The 16,671-nt window shown below is 67.8% G+C and carries 16 protein-coding genes and 1 pseudogene; 8 read left to right on the forward strand and 9 right to left on the reverse strand.

All coding sequences use genetic code 11. From position 1 onward, the window contains the following. Positions 1–4: 4 nt before the first annotated feature. From ACWC09_RS11175 to ACWC09_RS11185, 3 genes and pseudogenes are all read right to left on the reverse strand, one after another. Positions 5–547: a fumarylacetoacetate hydrolase family protein gene (locus tag ACWC09_RS11175; protein WP_361559751.1), complete on the reverse strand. Its 543-nt coding sequence runs from the start codon at positions 545–547 to the stop codon at positions 5–7. Positions 548–575: 28 nt separating this feature from the next. Further along, positions 576–1,031 (reverse strand): annotated as a pseudogene (locus tag ACWC09_RS11180) (fumarylacetoacetate hydrolase family protein); the annotation flags it as partial. Positions 1,032–1,241: 210 nt separating this feature from the next. Next, positions 1,242–2,030 (reverse strand): GntR family transcriptional regulator, encoded by a 789-nt coding sequence (locus ACWC09_RS11185; protein WP_232033591.1) that lies wholly within the window; start codon positions 2,028–2,030, stop codon positions 1,242–1,244. A 457-nt stretch (positions 2,031–2,487) separates the two neighbouring features. Between ACWC09_RS11185 and ACWC09_RS11190 the strand changes: the two genes are divergently transcribed. The 5 genes from ACWC09_RS11190 to ACWC09_RS11210 all read left to right on the forward strand — a co-directional run bounded on the left by ACWC09_RS11190 (position 2,488) and on the right by ACWC09_RS11210 (position 7,742). Continuing rightward, positions 2,488–3,411, forward strand: coding sequence for a VOC family protein (locus ACWC09_RS11190; protein WP_450850273.1), 924 nt, complete (start codon positions 2,488–2,490; stop codon positions 3,409–3,411). Positions 3,412–3,534: 123 nt separating this feature from the next. Continuing rightward, positions 3,535–4,746: an aromatic ring-hydroxylating oxygenase subunit alpha gene (locus ACWC09_RS11195; protein ID WP_232033589.1), complete on the forward strand. Its 1,212-nt coding sequence runs from the start codon at positions 3,535–3,537 to the stop codon at positions 4,744–4,746. Next, on the forward strand, positions 4,746–5,093 hold the full coding sequence (locus tag ACWC09_RS11200) for a hypothetical protein (protein WP_361559661.1): 348 nt from the start codon (positions 4,746–4,748) through the stop codon (positions 5,091–5,093). The genes ACWC09_RS11195 and ACWC09_RS11200 overlap by 1 nt, the downstream gene beginning before the upstream one ends. Positions 5,094–5,116: 23 nt before the next feature. Further along, the gene (gene mhpA / locus ACWC09_RS11205; RefSeq protein WP_450850274.1) at positions 5,117–6,754 is read left to right on the forward strand and encodes a bifunctional 3-(3-hydroxy-phenyl)propionate/3-hydroxycinnamic acid hydroxylase MhpA; all 1,638 of its coding nucleotides are present in this window, start codon (positions 5,117–5,119) and stop codon (positions 6,752–6,754) included. A 127-nt stretch (positions 6,755–6,881) separates the two neighbouring features. Then, entirely contained in the window at positions 6,882–7,742 is an 861-nt protein-coding gene (locus tag ACWC09_RS11210) for a fumarylacetoacetate hydrolase family protein (RefSeq protein WP_232033586.1), read from the forward strand. A gap of 128 nt (positions 7,743–7,870) precedes the next feature. On the opposite strand, the gene ACWC09_RS11215 is transcribed toward ACWC09_RS11210, so the two are convergent. Both ACWC09_RS11215 and ACWC09_RS11220 read right to left on the reverse strand, forming a co-directional pair. Beyond that, entirely contained in the window at positions 7,871–8,104 is a 234-nt protein-coding gene (locus ACWC09_RS11215; RefSeq protein WP_232033602.1) for a hypothetical protein, read from the reverse strand. A 29-nt stretch (positions 8,105–8,133) separates the two neighbouring features. Then, positions 8,134–8,346 (reverse strand): RHS repeat-associated core domain-containing protein, encoded by a 213-nt coding sequence (locus ACWC09_RS11220; protein WP_450850360.1) that lies wholly within the window; start codon positions 8,344–8,346, stop codon positions 8,134–8,136. A gap of 59 nt (positions 8,347–8,405) precedes the next feature. Here ACWC09_RS11220 and ACWC09_RS11225 point away from each other — a divergent pair, with 59 nt between their 5' ends. The 3 genes from ACWC09_RS11225 (at position 8,406) to ACWC09_RS11235 (ending at position 12,142) form a co-directional block, all read left to right on the forward strand. Further along, positions 8,406–9,134, forward strand: a complete 729-nt coding sequence (locus ACWC09_RS11225) for a response regulator transcription factor (RefSeq protein ID WP_232033585.1) — start codon at positions 8,406–8,408, stop codon at positions 9,132–9,134. Beyond that, positions 9,131–10,648, forward strand: coding sequence for a sensor histidine kinase (locus ACWC09_RS11230; protein ID WP_450850275.1), 1,518 nt, complete (start codon positions 9,131–9,133; stop codon positions 10,646–10,648). The genes ACWC09_RS11225 and ACWC09_RS11230 overlap by 4 nt, the downstream gene beginning before the upstream one ends. Positions 10,649–10,813: 165 nt before the next feature. Beyond that, positions 10,814–12,142: a DUF3500 domain-containing protein gene (locus ACWC09_RS11235; RefSeq protein WP_450850276.1), complete on the forward strand. Its 1,329-nt coding sequence runs from the start codon at positions 10,814–10,816 to the stop codon at positions 12,140–12,142. 672 nt (positions 12,143–12,814) lie between these two features. On the opposite strand, the gene ACWC09_RS11240 is transcribed toward ACWC09_RS11235, so the two are convergent. From ACWC09_RS11240 to ACWC09_RS11255, 4 genes are all read right to left on the reverse strand, one after another. Then, entirely contained in the window at positions 12,815–13,348 is a 534-nt protein-coding gene (locus tag ACWC09_RS11240; RefSeq protein ID WP_232033582.1) for a flavin reductase family protein, read from the reverse strand. Between the two features lie 220 nt (positions 13,349–13,568). Next, entirely contained in the window at positions 13,569–14,528 is a 960-nt protein-coding gene (locus ACWC09_RS11245) for an alpha/beta hydrolase (RefSeq protein ID WP_450850277.1), read from the reverse strand. A 20-nt stretch (positions 14,529–14,548) separates the two neighbouring features. Then, the gene (locus ACWC09_RS11250) at positions 14,549–15,679 is read right to left on the reverse strand and encodes an LLM class flavin-dependent oxidoreductase (protein ID WP_450850278.1); all 1,131 of its coding nucleotides are present in this window, start codon (positions 15,677–15,679) and stop codon (positions 14,549–14,551) included. Positions 15,680–15,773: 94 nt separating this feature from the next. Next, entirely contained in the window at positions 15,774–16,670 is an 897-nt protein-coding gene (locus ACWC09_RS11255; protein ID WP_381334195.1) for an SDR family NAD(P)-dependent oxidoreductase, read from the reverse strand. Position 16,671: the final 1 nt, after the last annotated feature.

A 16,671-nucleotide genomic window follows, 5' to 3' on the forward strand; every position in this document is an offset into this window, starting at 1 on the left:
ATGGCTACGTCGTACTCGATCTCACTTCCGTTGTAAGCGATGCCCGTTGAAGGTGTCGTCGTGACTCCACGTCGTTGTGGTGTTTCCAGACGCCGAACCGGTGCCCACCCCCGGACGTTGTCGACCTCGGTATCGGCGCGGCGACCGGGGGCGCTGGCCTCTCCTGAAACCTCGGGCTGATGGTCGCGACGGGCTGGACGGGCTCGCCGATGGGGTTCGCCAGCACTCCGACACCTTCGATGTCGATTTCCATGACGTCCCCGGTCTGGAGGAACCGCTGTGGTTTGCGGGCGACGCCGACACGGGCGGGGGTGCCGGTGGCGATGATGCCGCCGGTCTCCAGGGTCATGGTCCGCGAGAGGAACGACACGGTCCCGGCCACCGAGAAGATCATGGAACTGGTGCTGGAGCCCTGGACCGTCTCGCCGTTGACGCGGGTCCGGATGGCGAGCTGCTGGGTGTCGAAGGGGTTGGCGAACCGGAGGTCGCGGGCGGTGACGTCGTTCAGCACCATGACGCCGACCACGTGGTCCAGGGCCTGCTCCACGGGGACGCCAGGCCTGGGGCCGGCCGATGACGACGGCCGGCTCGGCCTCGTAGTCCAGCGAGGTCGCGATCCTTGGCGGCACCACAGTCTCGCGGTGCCCGATCAGGGAGTTGGCGAACTTCGCGAAGAATATTGGCTCCTTGAGGATCGGAGCGCCCACCTCGGCCGCATGGTCGTGGTAGTTGAGGCCCAGGCAGATGAACTTCTGCGGGACCGGAACCGGCGCCGGCAGCCTTACGGAGTTCGGCGCGTGCAGGGCGCCGAACTCCCTCAACTGCTCGATCCGGTCCACGGCGTTCTCGGCGACCGGCTTGAGGGCAAGTCCCTCGCGCAGGGCCGTGTGCACGTCGCGCAGTGTCGCTGCGAAGGCCGCGTCACGTCCGTACAACAGTGCTGCCCGCTCGAGGTCGATCAGGTCGGTGCCTATGCCGACTTGCAGTGCGGCACGCGGGACAGAGCCATTGTCGTAGTTCGCCAGGCGCATGGCCGGGCCTCCTGGCTCGTATCGGGGTGGCGCACACTGAGCGGTGCGCGCCGCATACGCGGAAGATCAGGCTCAGGTTCGGTGCAGCAGACGGAGATGCCTGGGATCGAGGCCGTCCCGCGGCGTGGTCGGCGCCTTGAAGACGCAGATCACGGGCGAGGGGACACGGAGACCGGCGCCGCGCCGAACTGCGGCTGACCTTAAGGGCGCTCAGTTCGCCTTCGTACTCGTGGCCGTGCCGCTGGTGGCGAGGCGGACGGCATCACGGACGAGCCACGGATCATGAGCGGCGTCGATTCTGGCGAGGCTGGTCAGCGCCGTCCGCGCGAGGTGCCGGGCGATGAGGATGCCGCACTCCTGCCCATCTCGGCGCTGAGCGGCGGCGAGGATGGCGGCATGCTCGTCATGGCCGATGTGGGCGATCGTGTCCACGCTCGGGGCGGTTTCGAAGTAGAAGGTCCGGTAGCGCTCGGCGTGGTCCCACAGATCCTCCAACTGCGCGCGCATCCGGGATCCGACCTGGCCGAAGAGCGTGGTGTGGAAGACGCGGTGGGGGTCGCGGAAGTTCCGGCCCTCGCTGAAACGGGCAGCGTAGCACTCGTCCATGGCCTGGCAGGCCGCCTCCGCGCGCGCGAGGTCCGCGTGGGTGAGGCGGGGAACACTGGACCGTACGCCGAGAGACTCCAAGGTGATCCGCATTGCCGCGATCTGCTCCAGGTCGTCGATACTCATGGGCGCGACCCGGACCCGCCGGTTGAAGTCCCCTTCGAGGAGCCCTTCGGTCTGGAGCTGCCGGAGGGCCTCACGCAGTGGGGTACGGCTGATGTTGAGCTGTGCGGCCAGCCGGACCTGCGAAATGATCTGGCCCGGACGCAGCTCGGACGTCATGATGGCCCGCCGCACCTGCGCGTAGGCCTGTGCCGTGTTGTTGATGTGGCCTTGAGTGGGTTCATCGTCCACGCCCGGCGCCGCCGTCGACCCACCGTCGGACGGACTCATGATCCCACCTTCTTCTCAACCTCTGTCTCCACACTTGTGTATGTAGCTTAGCCCGGAAGGCGGGCAGTTCTCGTGCGCTTGCTGGGATGAAGCCAGAATCTGTATGCAGGTTACGCGGCGATGCGCTCGCAGTCTTTCGGGCGGTCGCGTGGAACCCCCAGGCGGCCTACTGGGTGCTAGATATCCCGCCTGCGCGTTTTGTGTGCTTAGGCATGCCATCTCCACATTCTTCGCGCATAAGCATTTGGTGAAGTGTTGACGGCATAACTGTATGCAGATATACCTGATGGTGCCAGCGGGCCGTGCCGCGCTACCGGAACATTGCAGTCTTTAGCTGCCCGATTGACCCACTGGTGCATCCTGAGGAGAGATATCTGCATACAGGGCTTGCTCCTTCGCAAGCTCACGCGCGGCGCCACATCACTTGAGAGGCTCCGAGAGGTTTCAAGGAGGACCGATGGAGAAGTCGCTGGAACTGGGATACGTCGGGGTGGAGGTCAAGGACCCGGCCGGGCTCGGCCGTTACCTCAGCTCGATCCTCGGCCTGAAGTCGGGCGAGCCGACCACCGAGGGAGCCCCCACCTGGCGCCTCGACGGAAAGGCGCATCGGCTGATCGTGCACGAAGGCCCTGCCGACGACGCCGCATACGCCGGATTCGTGGCCCACAGCGAGGCCGACTTCGACGAGGCGGTGGAGACGCTCACGGCCTCCGGCGCGGAGGTGATCCAGGGCACGGACGAAGAGCGGGAGTCCCGCCGGGTGCGAGGTCTCGTCCGCACCCGCGCGCCGTGGGGAGCGGTGCTGGAGTTCGCCTGGGGCCTCGCCGACGCGAAGACCCCGTTCGAGTCGGAGCTGGTGCCCGGCGGGTTCGTCACCGAGAACAAGGGACTCGGGCACGTCGTGTACTTCGTGTCCGCCGCGAACGGAGGCCTCGATGCCGCCGACAAGTTCGCGGCCGAAGCCCTCGGCCTGACCCTCAGCGACACCCTTGTGGTCGAGCAGCACGGCATGGTCGTCCGGGGCAGCTTCTACCACTGCAACCGCCGCCACCACTCGCTGGCCCTGATCGAGTTGCCGGTCACGCTTCCGCAGACCCTCAATCACATCATGGTCGAGACCGTCTCCCAGGACAACGTCGGTCTCGCCTACGACCGCGCGAAGGCTGCCGGGGTACCGATCGCCATGGAGCTGGGCAAGCATGCCAACGACCGGACCTTCGGCTTCTACAGCGTCACTCCGGCCGGCTTCCACATGGAGTTCGGGTTCGGCGGGGCCGAGGTGGACGACACCTGGAAGGTCCTGACCTACGACCGCATCAGCGCCTGGGGGCACCACGGCCCGGCCGGCGACCCGCCGCAGCCTGAGACCGCGGCGGCTTGACCCGACCTGTCGGCAGTGGTTGCCGCGCGAGGGCGGGGACCGCAAGCCCAGGGCGCCAGGGCCGACGCCTCATAAGTAGTGTCCTGTTAAACGAGATTTGAATCCTATTTCACGGGAGTGAACATGTCCGATGTTGTCGTCAGCTCCGTCCCCGGGGCTGCGCCGCCCCCGCGGCTCCGTGACGTGGTGACGGTCCGGGACAAGCTGACGCAGGGCTACTACGACGCGGTACTGGAGAAGGTCTTCCGGCCGTCCTGGTTCCTGATCGGCAACGCCAACGAGCTGCCGAGGCCGGGAAGCTTCCTCGTCCGGGATATCCCCACCTTCCGAACCTCTGTGCTGGTCAAGCGCGGCAAGGACGGGGTGATCCGGGGCTTCCACAACGTGTGCCGTCATCGCGGCAAGAAGGTCGTGCCCACCGAGTGCGGGTGGGCCGCCGGCACCTCAAGCTCGCACACCTGCTGGTTGCACGGCTGGTCCTACAGCGCCGACGGCTCGTTGCGGTCGGTTCCCGACGAGGGTCAGTTCCTCAGCGTGGACAAGGCGAAGACGGGGCTGGTCCCGGTACGGACCGAGGTGTGGGCGGGACTGATCTTCATGTACTTCGGCGGCGAGGACGGGGTCGGGCTCACCGAGTGGCTGGGCGAACTCGCCGACGGATTCGAGGGCTACTACACCGAGATGGAGAAGATCGGCACCTTCTCCGCCGACGTCCGGGCCAACTGGAACATCGCGATGGACTCCTTCTCGGAGGGCTATCACACAGTCTTCCTGCACCGGCGCACCCAGCCCAAGCTGGCCGGCAAGGACAACCCGATGCGCCATACGCCCCTTATCGACGTCTACGACCGGCACATCCGCGTCGTCACCCCGGCCAATCCCGAGTACCTGGGGCCGCCTGCCGAACGAGCCCTGTTCGCGCAGGGCCGCAAGCTCACGCCCGCGGTGGAGACCGACTTCAGCCTGCTGCCGCCCGGGGTGAACCGGACGCGCAGTCAGCCGTGGTTCTTCGACATTGTCCAGTACTTCCCCAACGTCGCCATCCTCAACGGCCCGCACTGGTACAGCGTGGTCACCGTCTGGCCCATCGACCGGGAGAACACGCGGTTGATCTTCGATCTCTATGCCCGCACGGCCCGGCATGCGGGAGACCGGCTGGCCCAGGCCTACACGCGCGGGTTGCAGTACACCGTCGCCCGTGAGGACCTGTCGGCCATGGAGGACGTACAGCGCGGCCTGGAGTCGGGCGCCATCGACAGCATCAACCTCTCCCTGCAGGAGTTCGCCCTGCAGCACCGCTACGCCATCATCGACGAGCTGATCGGAGCGCGGTGATGGAACTCCACAACGAGCTTCCCGACGGATTCTCCGACCTCGCGCCGTTCCTGGACCGGTGGCGGCTGACCGGCCAGCAGTCCAGGATGCGTGCGATGGCCGCCGCCGACATGCCGGAGCTGCGGACCTTCTACGACGCCTTGCTGCCGCGCATCGACGCGATCGTCGCCCATCTGAACCAGTTTCCGGTGGACGACCTGCCCCCCCAGGAGCGGGCGCTGTTCGACCTCGCCCTGACCTTCGCCGAGGTCGCCCACCCGGTGGACCTGGACTGGCGGTCGTCTGACGTGAGCGACCTGTTCCCGGCCGAGCGGATCGACCTGGTCGGGCCGTCTCAAGCCTGGTGACCAACCGACCCATTGGAGTCGCCATGGAAAAGAACAACGGACAACTGGGGTTGCTCGCCGACTCGGTAGCGGAGTCTGCCGACGTGATCGTGGTGGGCGCGGGGCCCACGGGGCTCACCCTCAGCCTGCTACTGGCCCGCAATCGGCATCGGGTTCTCGTGGTGGAGCGACGGCCCTCCGCCTACCCGCTCCCCCGGGCCGTGGGCATCAGCCGTGAGTCGCTGCGCGTGCTGCACATGGCCGGGGCCTCCGAGCCGCTGAAGCCCCACCTCGAATGGAACGGGCAGAACCACAGCTTGGACTACGTCACCGCCGAGGGAGAGGTCCTCCTCTCACAGACCGTCCCGCTTCCCCGACGCTCGGAGGGGCCCGACGCAACGTTCAACCAGCCGGATCTCGAGGCGGTCCTGGAGGAACAGGTTAGAGCGCATCCGCGGATCCAGCTGGTCAGGGGCCAGGTGGTGACCGGGCTGGAGGAGATCGAGGACGCCGTAGGGGTTCGCTTCGCCCCGTCCGACGAGCTCGGCGGCCCCCGCACCGGGGCGGACCACGTCACGCACACCGCCCGGTTCGTCGTCGGCTGCGACGGAGCGCAGAGTACCGTCCGGAATTTGATGGACATCCCACTGGACGGCGACCTCCAGTTCTCCTCCGACTGGCTGGTGGTCGACCTCAAGCCCACGGTGGAACGGGACTGGATCCCGTACATGGGGCAGGTACTCGGCCCGCCGCGTCCCACGACCTCGGTGCCGTCCGGGCCGGGACGACGCCGTCTCGAGTTCATGCTGCTGCCCGGGGAGCGGAAGGAGGAGATGGCCACCGATGAGACGGTGTGGCGACTCCTCGCCGAGCGCGGCGTGGATCAGACGAACGCGGACCTGGTGCGTTACGCGGCGTACACCTTCCGTGCCTGCTGGGCGCAGCAATGGCGGCAGGGACGGGTCCTGCTGGCCGGCGACGCCGCCCATCTGACGCCACCGTTCCTGGGGCAGGGCATGAACTCCGGGATCCGCGACGTCGCGACCCTCTCCTGGCGTCTGGACCTGGTCCTGCGCGGGCTGGCGCCCGCGGACACCCTCGACGACTACGCCCGCGAGCGCATTCCCCATGTGAGCCGGCTCATCTCGGACGCCGTCATGGTCGGCGGCTTCCTCTGCCTGATCGACCCCGAGGCGTGCGCCGAGCGGGACGCGCTGCTCAGGGAGAAGCGCGTCGAGGCGCCGGAGATGACGGGGTGGCGAATGGGCACGGAGTCGCTGGCCGCGGACGACCCGCACGCTGGATGGCTGGGCCGTCAGGGACTCGTGCGGACCAAGGGTCGCGAAGGCCGCTTCGACGACGTGTTCGGCGCGGGCGCGCATGTGCTGCTCAGCCGTGCCGGGGACCCCATGGAATCGCTGTCGCCCATGACCCGCGAGGCCTGGGAACGGCTCGGGGGCGTCGCCGTTCACATCGGGCCGGACGCACCGGTGACCGACGTGGAGGACGTGTACGGCGAGTGGTTCGACGAGTGGGACCGTGACGTGATCCTGGTCCGCCCCGACTTCCACGTGTTCGGCACCGCTTCCTCCGACGGTGTCGAGTCCCTGGTCCGCGAACTCGTCGCCGGTCTACGGATGAGCCTCGCCGACTCCGCACCCAGCACGGTCCGGTCCCTCTGACCTCGGCGTGATCCGGAACTTGGTTCGCGGCAGGAGCTCCTGCCGCGAACCAAGTCGTAGATCTCGTTGCCCACTCCAGGGCCGCGGCAGGTCCACGCCGCCGGCCCTCCTCTTCCGAAAGGCCCCCATGAAACTCGCCAACCTGGACGGGCGCGCCGTGGTTGTCACGCCCGAAGGCGTCATCGACCTGCACACCGCCTCCGGCGGCCACTTCTCTGCCTCGCCGGACGCGGTCGTCTCCCGGATCAGGGAGATCCGCCGCTGGCTCGCCGCCACCCGCCCTGAGCCGGACACCAGGACGACACTGGCCACGCTGAAAGCCGACGCCAGCAGGCTCGGCCCTCCCGTCACCGACCCGCGGCAGATCTTCGCAATCGGCCTGAACTATGTCGACCACACCGCCGAGACCGACACGCCCGTCCCCGAGGCACCGCTGGTCTTCACCAAGTTCCCCTCCAGCCTGGCCGGGCCCGCCGCGAAGATACCGCTGCCTACCGATACCTGTGACTGGGAGCTCGAACTCGTCGTCGTCATCGGCGAAGGCGGCCGCGACATCCCCGCTGACAAGGCCTTCGACCATGTCGCCGGGTTCTGTGTCGGGCAGGACATCTCCGAGCGCACCAAGCAGCTGAGCGGAACCCCTCCGCAGTTCGGTCTCGGCAAGAGCCACAAGGCGTTCAGCCCGATCGGCCCCTGGCTGACCACTCTCGACGAACTCGATGACCCATCCGATCTCGCGCTGTCCTCCACCTATGACGGTGACACCGTCCAGAAAGGCCGCACTCGCGATCTGATCTTCGACATCCCTACCCTGATCAGCTACCTGTCCGGCGTGTGCGAACTACTGCCGGCGGACCTGATCTTCACCGGCACCCCCTCAGGTGTCGGCCTCGCCTGTAAGCCTCCCCGGTTCATGGCCCCCGGCGGGGTGCTGTGCTCCACCATCGAGGGACTCGGCACCATGACCAACACCTGCACCGCGCCCTGACGCTTCCTCAAGCGGCGCAGGGCGGGTTCGGCTCAGCCGATACGTGCCTCACCAGGGCTGGACGCAGCCAGGGGGGACTGTAAGACGTTCGGCTCTGTTCCGTAGTGGGTGGTGACGGTGCGTTCTCCTTATTGCAGGAGGATGCGGTGACGGAGGAGGTCGAATCCTGCTCGGCCGTGCATCTGCCGCATGATCTTCTTGGTTCGGGTGTTGACAAGGGTGTCGCCGGATCCGCCGAGCATCCGGGCCAGCAGGTGGCCGCGGGCCTGGTTGTAGTCGCCGCCGAGGAAGCCGGGCGGCTCCAGCGAGTTCCTGGCGTGGGTGCCCTCGTCGAGCATGTCCCTGGTGATGACGGCGTTCATCTCGTAGGGGCGCCCGTGCTCGTCGCGGGTTAAGGTGACCCGCCCGCCCAGGTCGGATCGGCCGTGCAGCCGGCGAGGGTGAAGGGGTTGGGGACGTAGGTGTAGTGGTTGACGGCTGGGGCCAGTCCCAGAGGATCGGGTGTGGTGTAGCGGCCGAGGTCGGGGTCGTAGTAGCGGTTGTTGTAGTGCAGCCCCGTTTCCGCATCGACGTACTGGCCGGGGTAGCGCAGCGGCGCGAGCAGGCGTGGTCCGGCTCACCGGCCGCCGGCCGATCGACCGAGTGCTGCCACAATGTCGAACCATGTCTGGCACCTCAGGAACCCGCGAGGGCACGGTTCGCGTGCTGATCGTCGACGACGAGCCCGAACTGACCGAGTTGCTGTCCGCGGCCGTGACCGCGGCCGGATGGCGACCCTTCCCTGCGCGGGACGGGCACAGCGCGCTGCGCATCGCACGGGACTGCGCCCCTGACATCGTCATCCTCGACGGAATGCTGCCCGGCATGGACGGCCTTCAGGTCCTGCGCCATCTCCGGAGCGAGCACCACCGACTGCCCGTGCTGATGCTCACCGCCCGGGACGCGCTCGAACACCGGCTCGACGGACTGTCCACGGGCGCGGACGACTATGTGACCAAACCGTTCTCACTGGAGGAGGTCATGCTCCGCCTGCGCGGGCTGCTCCGTCGTGCGGGACACCCCGAAACGTCCGAGCATGACGAGTCCGTACGGGTGCTGGGCGACCTCGTACTGGCCGAGAAGACCCACGAGGTACAGCGGGGCGGCACACCGATCCCGCTCACCGCCAAGGAGTTCGACCTGCTCCGCTTCCTCATGGACCACCCCCACCAGGTGCTCAGCAAGACACAGATCCTCGACCACGTCTGGAACGCCTCCTTCGACGGCGAGGGAAACCTGGTCGAGGTGTACATCTACGGGCTCCGCTCGAAGATCGACAAAGGGCGGGCCCCGATGATCCGCACCGTGCGCGGCGTCGGTTACTCGATCAGAGCCGCGGACAACAGAGCATGAGAAGCCTCCTGCGCCGCACGGGTGGCCGGTCCCGCCCCGGCCTGGGAAGGCACTCGTTGCGGTTCCGCCTGGTGCTCTTCGTGTCCGTGACCATGGCCGTCGTCTGCGGGGCCATGGCACTCACCACGGTGGCCGTCCAGCAGGTCTATCTCTACGAAGATCTGGACCAGCGCGTCACGGACGCCGCCGAGCGAAGCCAGGGCGGGTTGCAGCACCGGCCGGGCGACGCCACGGACCTGGGTTTCCTCAACGAGCGCGGACAGCCCACGGGTACCGTCGCGGCCCGGTTCGTCGACGATCGGATCGTCGCCGCCGAGCGGGTGACCGAGGACGGACACCAGCGGATGCTCACCGCGGCCCAGCGTGCGGCCCTGGACGGGATCCTCCCGAACGGATCACTGCACACCCGCACCATCCCCGGCCTCGGCACCTACCGAGTGACCGCCATCGGCGGGGACGGCGAACCCGTTCTGGCCGGGCTCCCGACCGCCGGCATACAGCGCGTCCTGGACCGTCTGGTCATCGTCGAAACCGTCATCGCCTCCATCGGCCTGGCGGCCGCGGCCGCCACCACCACGACAGTCATCCGACGCCAGCTGCGCCCTCTCGGCCGGGTCGCCGCCACCGCCGCCGAAGTCGCCCGGGTGCCGCTGGACCGCGGCGAAGTCGCCGGGCTCACCCGTGTCCCGACGTCGGACACCGACCCCGGTACCGAGGCCGGCCAGGTCGGCGTGGTGCTCAACCGTCTCATCGACCATGTCGAGTCCTCGCTCGGCGAGCGTCAGCGCACCGAGGAACGCATGCGGCGTCTCCTCGCCGACGCCAGTCACGAACTGCGCACCCCGCTCGCCTCGATCGCCGGATACGCCGAGCTCATGAACCACGGAGACCAGCAGATCCCCCCTGAACTCGCCTGGCAGCGTGTCACCGCCCAGTCGGCGCGCATGACGGGACTGGTCGAGGACCTTCTGCTGCTCGCCCGCCTCGACGAGGGGCGACCGCTGCTGTCGACCGAGGTGAACCTCGCAACCCTGGTCGCCGAGGCGGTGTGGGACGCGCGGGCGGCCGGAGCCGACCACGACTGGCGCCTCGCGCTACGCCTACCGGACGGCCACGCCTCGGTCATCGGCGATCAGTCCCGGCTCCACCAAGTGGTGGCCAACCTCCTGGCCAACGCCCGCCTGCACACGCCCGCAGGCACGAAGATCACCGTCAGCGTGGAAACGACCGAGGAAGAATGCGTCATCCGCGTCCAGGACAACGGTCCCGGCATCCCACCGGACCTCCTCCCCTCGGTTTTCGATCGCTTCTCCCGGGGTGACGCCTCCCGTTCCCGCGCGCTCGGCTCGGAGAGCGGCTCGGGGTTGGGCCTGGCCATCGCAGCGGCTGTCTCGGAGGCACACGGAGGCCGCATCCACGTCGAGAGCGAACCGGGAGACACGGAGTTCACGGTGACTCTGCCTCGCGCCGACGCCGCTCCCGAGGGCGGTTCCCGTCCCGGTCAAGGACTCTAAGCGGTTCCACAGAAACCCAGCTCAGAGCCACTCTCCAGCCGTCCGCTCAGGTGCTCCGCCGACGATGTCGCCCACCGCTTCAGGTGAGCCTCAGTTCGGTCCTCCACAGTGATCGCCGACGGCCGTCCAGCGTGGACGCGCCCATGACGAAGGGAACGAGCGACGATGACCGAGCTCGACACCGGGGAGCCGACCGCCGAGGAGCCGCAGTCCGAGTCCGGCCGCCGCGCTCACGCGAGCCGCCGTAACTTCATGCGGAAGGTCTTCTTCGCCAGCGGTGCCACAGCCGTCGTGACCATGGGTGGCGCCGGCGCCTGGGCCGCGATGGCCGACGACGTCACCACCGACGCCTCCGCGGCCCCGAGCGGTGCCCCCAGCGGCGGACCGGGCAGCGGTGCCGGAGGCCCCGGCAACCAGACGATCACCGAGGACTTCTTCGGCCTCACCACCGACGGCAAGCGGATCGACGACCTGTTCACGATCCACTCCACGAAGGTCGCCACCGCCCCCGTCATCGCGGCCGCGAACGCCTTCCTGGCCGGCCTCACCGACGACCAGAAGACGTCCACGCAGTTCACCATCCACTCCACCGAGTGGCGGCTGTGGAGCAACATCGACTCCTACGAGCGCCAGGGCGTGTCCCTCGCCGACCTCAGCGACGACCAGAAGGCCCTCGGCACCGCCCTGCTGAAGGCCGCGCTCAGCGCCGACGGCCTCGAGACCACCGAGAAGATCCGGAAGATCAACCAGGCGGCCGGGGAGGCGATCGGCAACACGAACTCCTTCAACGAGGACGCCTACTACTGGACCGTGATGGGCACCCCGTCGGCGACCGAGCCCTGGGGCTTCCAGTTCGACGGCCACCACCTCGTCATCAACTACTTCGTCCTCGGCAGCCAGGTCGTCATGAGCCCCTGCTTCTGGGGCTCGGAACCGACCTCGATGGAGATCGACGGCGAGACGGTCACCGTCTGCCACGAGGAGGTCGTCGCGTCACTGGCCTTCATCAACTCCCTCACCGCGGACCAGCAGACTGTCGCGATCGAGTCGACGACCAAGTCCAACGAATCGATGAAGGCCGGCGCCTTCTCCGACAACACCGTCCAGGAGTACACGGGCCTGAAGGGCAGCAAGCTGACCGCCGCCCAGCGCAAGAAGCTCCTCGGCATCGTCGAGGCGTTCGTGGGCCGCGCCAAGGCGGACACCGCGAAGGTACGGATGTCGGAGGTCGCCCAGCACATCTCCGACACCTACGTCACCTGGGCCGGCGGCATCGCCGACGACTCCGCCTTCTACGTCCGCGTCCACAGCCCCGTCGTCTGGGTCGAGGTCGACTGCCAAGCTCCGGGCCCGCTGGCCGGCGCCTACGGCGCCACGCAGGGCAGCGGCGCGACGCAGAAGCACGTCCACTCCATCATCCGCACCCCCAACGGCAACGACTACGGCAGGGAACTCCTCAGGCAGCACTACCTGACGTCACCTCACCACCGGTGACACCCCTGACGTGACCGGAACCGACCTCCCGTCATACAGCTCGGCTCCCGTCACCGCGCCGGGTCGCATCCACCCCGGGATACGACCCGGCGCAGACCCATGCCCGGCCTGCCCACGTCACGACTCCTCCAGTCACACAGAACCCAAGGGGAAACGACAGAACCATTGACCTGACCCCGCCTCAGCCTCAACTTTTGACCGGCCTGTCAACCCATATCCCGACGGCCACGGGTGAGCACCAGGGCTGGCTGAACGTGCGGGCGTACCAGTCCCGAGGGGCAGGCCTGCCGATCACTTCATTGACCCACAGGCAGAACGCCGCGTGCCCTGCAGGAGACGCGTTCAACGGTGCGCAGAAGGCCCCGTGCGTGGAGTCGGGCCCAGGTCATGCGCTGTGGCCATCTGCCGTGCAGGGCGGTATCGGTGGACGGCCACGCCGAGGCCATCCACAGCGGCACCTCGTACAGCGCCGGGCCCGCGGCACAGCGGCTACCGACGTTCCCGTGGCGTGCATAGCGGATGGCTACGCAGTTGGCCAGGACGCGATGTGCGATCGGCCGAGCCGCCTGAAGCTCACTCGCCCGTCGGGTCAGCGCGACACCACTACGTTCCGCGACGAGCCGAGCCACCTTCGGCGCCATCTGGGCGGAGTTCACTCCGGTTCCTCCACGATCACGGGTCGCCGTCCAGCACCGTGTGGGTGCCGAACCTTCGCGCGTAGTAAGTCAAGGGCGCGCCGTCGCGATGGTCGGCGTGCAGGACCTTGCCCAGCAGCACCATATGGTCCCCGCCGTCGGCCATCGACTCGGTCTCACACGCCAGCCAGCCGAGCGCGTTCGGTAGTCGCGGCAGTCCATGGTCGAGCAGCCATCGGGTGTCCGCGAACTTGGCGGCCCCGCCCTTGCGGGCGAAGCGCAGGGCGACATCCGAGTGCGCCGAGCCCAGCACGTTGACGCCGAACCGGCCGGACCGACCCACGATGCTCAACAGCTCACTCGTCCGGTCCAGGGAGACGAGAACCATCGGAGGGGAAAGCGACAGGGACGCGAACGCGCTGACCGTTGTACCGTGCGGAACTCCCTCCTGGATTCCCGTCACGACCGTTACCGGCGTGACGACTTGGGCCATCGCGTCGCGGAACATCCGTGACAGGTAGCCCGAATCAAAGCTGCTCTCAGAGCTGCTCGTCGTGGAAATCGCCGTCATCACTACACCTCCGAGTGCTCGTTTCCCCGCCCTGTCGCGGGCGCCCATGAGGGCCTGGCCCTGCTACTGAGCGCGGGACCGGTCCCCGCGTCAGCAGCCGGGCCAGGCAGCCACTGCCGCTCTCCACGCTCACTTCGATGAGCAGAAGGGTGACTTCGCCCGGACAGCCTGCCCAGGGCGCTCGTCGTTGGCTGCCCTGGGCTCGTCAACAGCGATGTGGTCACTGCCGACGGACTTCGGGGGCAGGCGCCTCCGGCCCGCGCCCGACCTGGCGGAGAAAGGCATCGATGCGGTCGTTCGCCTGGTCCGCGAGAGGGATGGGGGCTGCGGTGAAGACATGCCCGCCGCCGGGATAGACAGCTATTTCGGCCTCGTTGCCGGCCGCGATCCAGCGGGCGTGCATGAACAACGAGTCGTCCAGGAACGGATCCAGAGTGCCTACCGTGAACAACGCCATCGGAAGATCCCGCAGGTCCGCGAACAGAGGCGACAGATCCGGATCCTGGCGTTGTTCGCTCAGGGGCGCGACCGCGTTCGTGCACGCTCGGATCATGTCCACCGAAACCGGCAGCGCGTTGGCGCCGAGCAGGGTCTGGCTCGGGGTCATCGAGAGGTCGAAATTCCCGAAGACCAGGTTCGCCGCCTGGAACCCGGTGGACCCAAGGCGCTCGCGCAGCCGGACCAGGACGGAGGCCGCGAGTGTCGCGCCCGCCGACAGGCCACCGATCGCGAGCGCATCGGTGCCGAACTCCGACTTCGCATTCTCGATCAGCCACAGCGCCGCGGACTCGGCGTCATCCCATGCCGCGGGGTGAGGGTGCGCGGGCGCCAGCCGGTAGTCCACATCGATGCAGGCGAGCCCGGTGTTCCGCGCGATCCGCTCCAGCTCCTGATCCGACTGCGCCGCGCTGCCACTGACGAACCCGCCGCCGTGGAAGTTCAGGTAGACGCCCTTGGGGCGGTCCGGAGCGATGACCCGCAAAGCCAGTTCGTGACCGCCCCGCCCCGCTATCCGGATGGTGCGTGCCCGCTCCGAAGGCTGTGTGGGAGGCATCGGAATGCCGCCCCCCGCCTCGGGACCGGGCCCGCCCTTCACCAGCTCGCGAAGTCGCAGGTTGAACTCGGCTGTTTCGGGCGCGATGGCTTCCGCTCGGAACAACGTCCCGTCAAGCCCGCTCACCTGGACCGGTTCGGATGTAGTCATCGCACACCGGCCTCACTGGCGACCGCCGCGGATTCCGTGGCATCCCCGTCGATGCTGCTGCACGCCGGCCAGCTCTTGATCTCCGGCACGCAGTGCTCGGCGAAGCACCGCATGTTACGCACCGCCTCATCGTGAGGCATCCCGCCGAAGAACAGCTGCGGGAACATTCCCTGCGGATGGATCTGGTCGCGCGTCTCCTCCAGTCGTTTCAGCACCTGGTCCGGGGTACCCGCGATGATCTGCGAGACGAAGCCGTCCACCATGCGCTCCACGTCCTCGTCGGTCTCGATCGCCGGGATGGGCCCGTAGGCCGGACGGCCACGCATCTGGTAGTGCCAGATGCCGACGCGCTGCGCGTTGCCCCCGTACAGGCGGGCGATCTCCTGCGCACGGTCCGCGCTCTCGTCCACCACGATGATGCTTGAGGCGAAAGGCGCCGGAGGCTTGTTGTCGGGGGCGTGCGCTTCCCGCCATGCGTTCAGGTAACTGTCGATCGGCAGCCCGCCTTCGGGCACCTTGAACGGAAGTGTGGTGGTCGTCAGCTGCCCCAGTCCCAGCCGGCCGGCCTGGCGCTGGCTGTCGGGAGAGCCGAGGGCCGCGAACAACCGCCCCTTGAACGAACGGCCCGGTCGCGGGCGCAGCTCCACCCGCGGCTGCTGGAAGAACTCGCCGCCCTCCATCACGCCCGTCTCCAGTCCGTCCACGAGGAGCTGCAGCATCTCGTCGTAGCGCTGTCGCGCTGCCTCCGGGTCAATGCGCAGGCCCTTGTACTCGCGCGGCGCCATGCCACGCCCGAGTCCGATGATCGCCCGGCCGTCGGACACCTCGTCGAGGGTGATGATCTGTTCGGCCAGACGGACCGGGTCGTGCCAGGGCAGGACGAGCACCTGGGTACCCAACCGGATCCGCCGCGTGCGGCCGGCGAGATAGGACAGGAACATCAGAGGGTCCGGAGCGAGGGAGTGGCGGGTGAAGTGGTGCTCAGTGAGCCAGACCGAGTCCAGACCCAACTCCTCCGCGAGCACCCACCGTTCCACCTCCTCGCGTATGAACTGGCCGTCCGGGTAGTCGGCCTCCTCGCCGTCCGGACCATAGTGCTGAAGACCTGTGGCTATTCCTATGTGCATGCTGCTGCCTCCGAGAAATCGATTACTGGTTGTCGCGCGTGTAAGCCCGACACGAGAAGACCGAGAGCAGGGTCGGCGAGAACGGACCGGTGCTTCAGCCAAACAATTCGGTGAGGGCGCGGCGCATCGCCCTGTCGGCCGCGAGGCGTTCGAGATCGGGTTCTTCATCCGGTATCAGGGCGAGGAGCGCCTCCCGCCGGAGTTCGATCAGGCCCTTGGCCATGCGTTCGGTGAACACGTAGGGCTCGTCGTGGCGGATGGCGTGTAGTACCTGACGGCCAACCTCCAACGGATCGCTGCCGAACGACGCGAGCATGCCCTTCAACATCTCAGGGTCCGGGCCGGCGTCGTGCGGCCCGAGGTCGGAACTGTCGACCCGGTATCGCTCCGGGCGCATGTCGCCGTGATCGTGGATGTTCGTGTTGACCGCCGAAGGGCAGAGGACCGTGACCCCGATGTCCTCGGCCGCCAAGTCCTCGCGCAGGCACTCCATCATCGCGACGACACCGAATTTGGCGGTGGAATAGACTCCGCCGTCACCGGCGACCGTGATACCGCCGAGCGAGGCCGTTGCCATCACATGGCCGCCTTCCCCGTGCGCACGAATTCGCGGCAGAACAGTGGTGACACCATTGATGACGCCGCCGAGATTGACCCCCAGCAACCAGTCCCAGTCCTCCCAGGTGGCCTGTGCGATGGGAGTGAGGACGCCGATTCCCGCGTTGTTGCACAACACGTGGATACGGGAGAAGACCCGCTCGGCCTCATCGGCCGCCCTGGACCAGGCCTCACGGTCGGCCACGTCCAATTTGATGAGGTGGAACTCCGCTCCACCTCGCGCCAGAGTCTCTTCGGCCGCCGCCAGATGGTCGTCCCTGATATCGACGACGACCACTTTCATGCCGGCTCGGGATAACGCCTTCGCCATGCCGAGCCCGATACCGGAGGCGCCCCCGGTGATGAACGCGACCTTTCCCGAAAGGTCCCGCATC

The organism is Streptomyces sp. NPDC001617 (assembly GCF_053596855.1).

Bases quoted from the DNA above. Each gene is read 5' to 3' on its own strand.
- ACWC09_RS11195 (WP_232033589.1), top strand. From the start codon at position 3,535: ATGTCCGATGTTGTCGTCAGCTCCGTCCCCGGGGCTGCGCCGCCCCCG.
- ACWC09_RS11240 (WP_232033582.1), bottom strand. From the start codon at position 13,348: ATGACGGCGATTTCCACGACGAGCAGCTCTGAGAGCAGCTTTGATTCG.
- ACWC09_RS11225 (WP_232033585.1), top strand. From the start codon at position 8,406: ATGTCTGGCACCTCAGGAACCCGCGAGGGCACGGTTCGCGTGCTGATC.
- ACWC09_RS11185 (WP_232033591.1), bottom strand. From the start codon at position 2,030: ATGAGTCCGTCCGACGGTGGGTCGACGGCGGCGCCGGGCGTGGACGAT.
- ACWC09_RS11250 (WP_450850278.1), bottom strand. From the start codon at position 15,679: ATGCACATAGGAATAGCCACAGGTCTTCAGCACTATGGTCCGGACGGC.
- ACWC09_RS11230 (WP_450850275.1), top strand. From the start codon at position 9,131: ATGAGAAGCCTCCTGCGCCGCACGGGTGGCCGGTCCCGCCCCGGCCTG.
- ACWC09_RS11255 (WP_381334195.1), bottom strand. From the start codon at position 16,670: ATGCGGGACCTTTCGGGAAAGGTCGCGTTCATCACCGGGGGCGCCTCC.
- ACWC09_RS11210 (WP_232033586.1), top strand. From the start codon at position 6,882: ATGAAACTCGCCAACCTGGACGGGCGCGCCGTGGTTGTCACGCCCGAA.
- ACWC09_RS11200 (WP_361559661.1), top strand. From the start codon at position 4,746: ATGGAACTCCACAACGAGCTTCCCGACGGATTCTCCGACCTCGCGCCG.
- mhpA (WP_450850274.1), top strand. From the start codon at position 5,117: ATGGAAAAGAACAACGGACAACTGGGGTTGCTCGCCGACTCGGTAGCG.
- ACWC09_RS11235 (WP_450850276.1), top strand. From the start codon at position 10,814: ATGACCGAGCTCGACACCGGGGAGCCGACCGCCGAGGAGCCGCAGTCC.
- ACWC09_RS11215 (WP_232033602.1), bottom strand. From the start codon at position 8,104: ATGAACGCCGTCATCACCAGGGACATGCTCGACGAGGGCACCCACGCC.
- ACWC09_RS11190 (WP_450850273.1), top strand. From the start codon at position 2,488: ATGGAGAAGTCGCTGGAACTGGGATACGTCGGGGTGGAGGTCAAGGAC.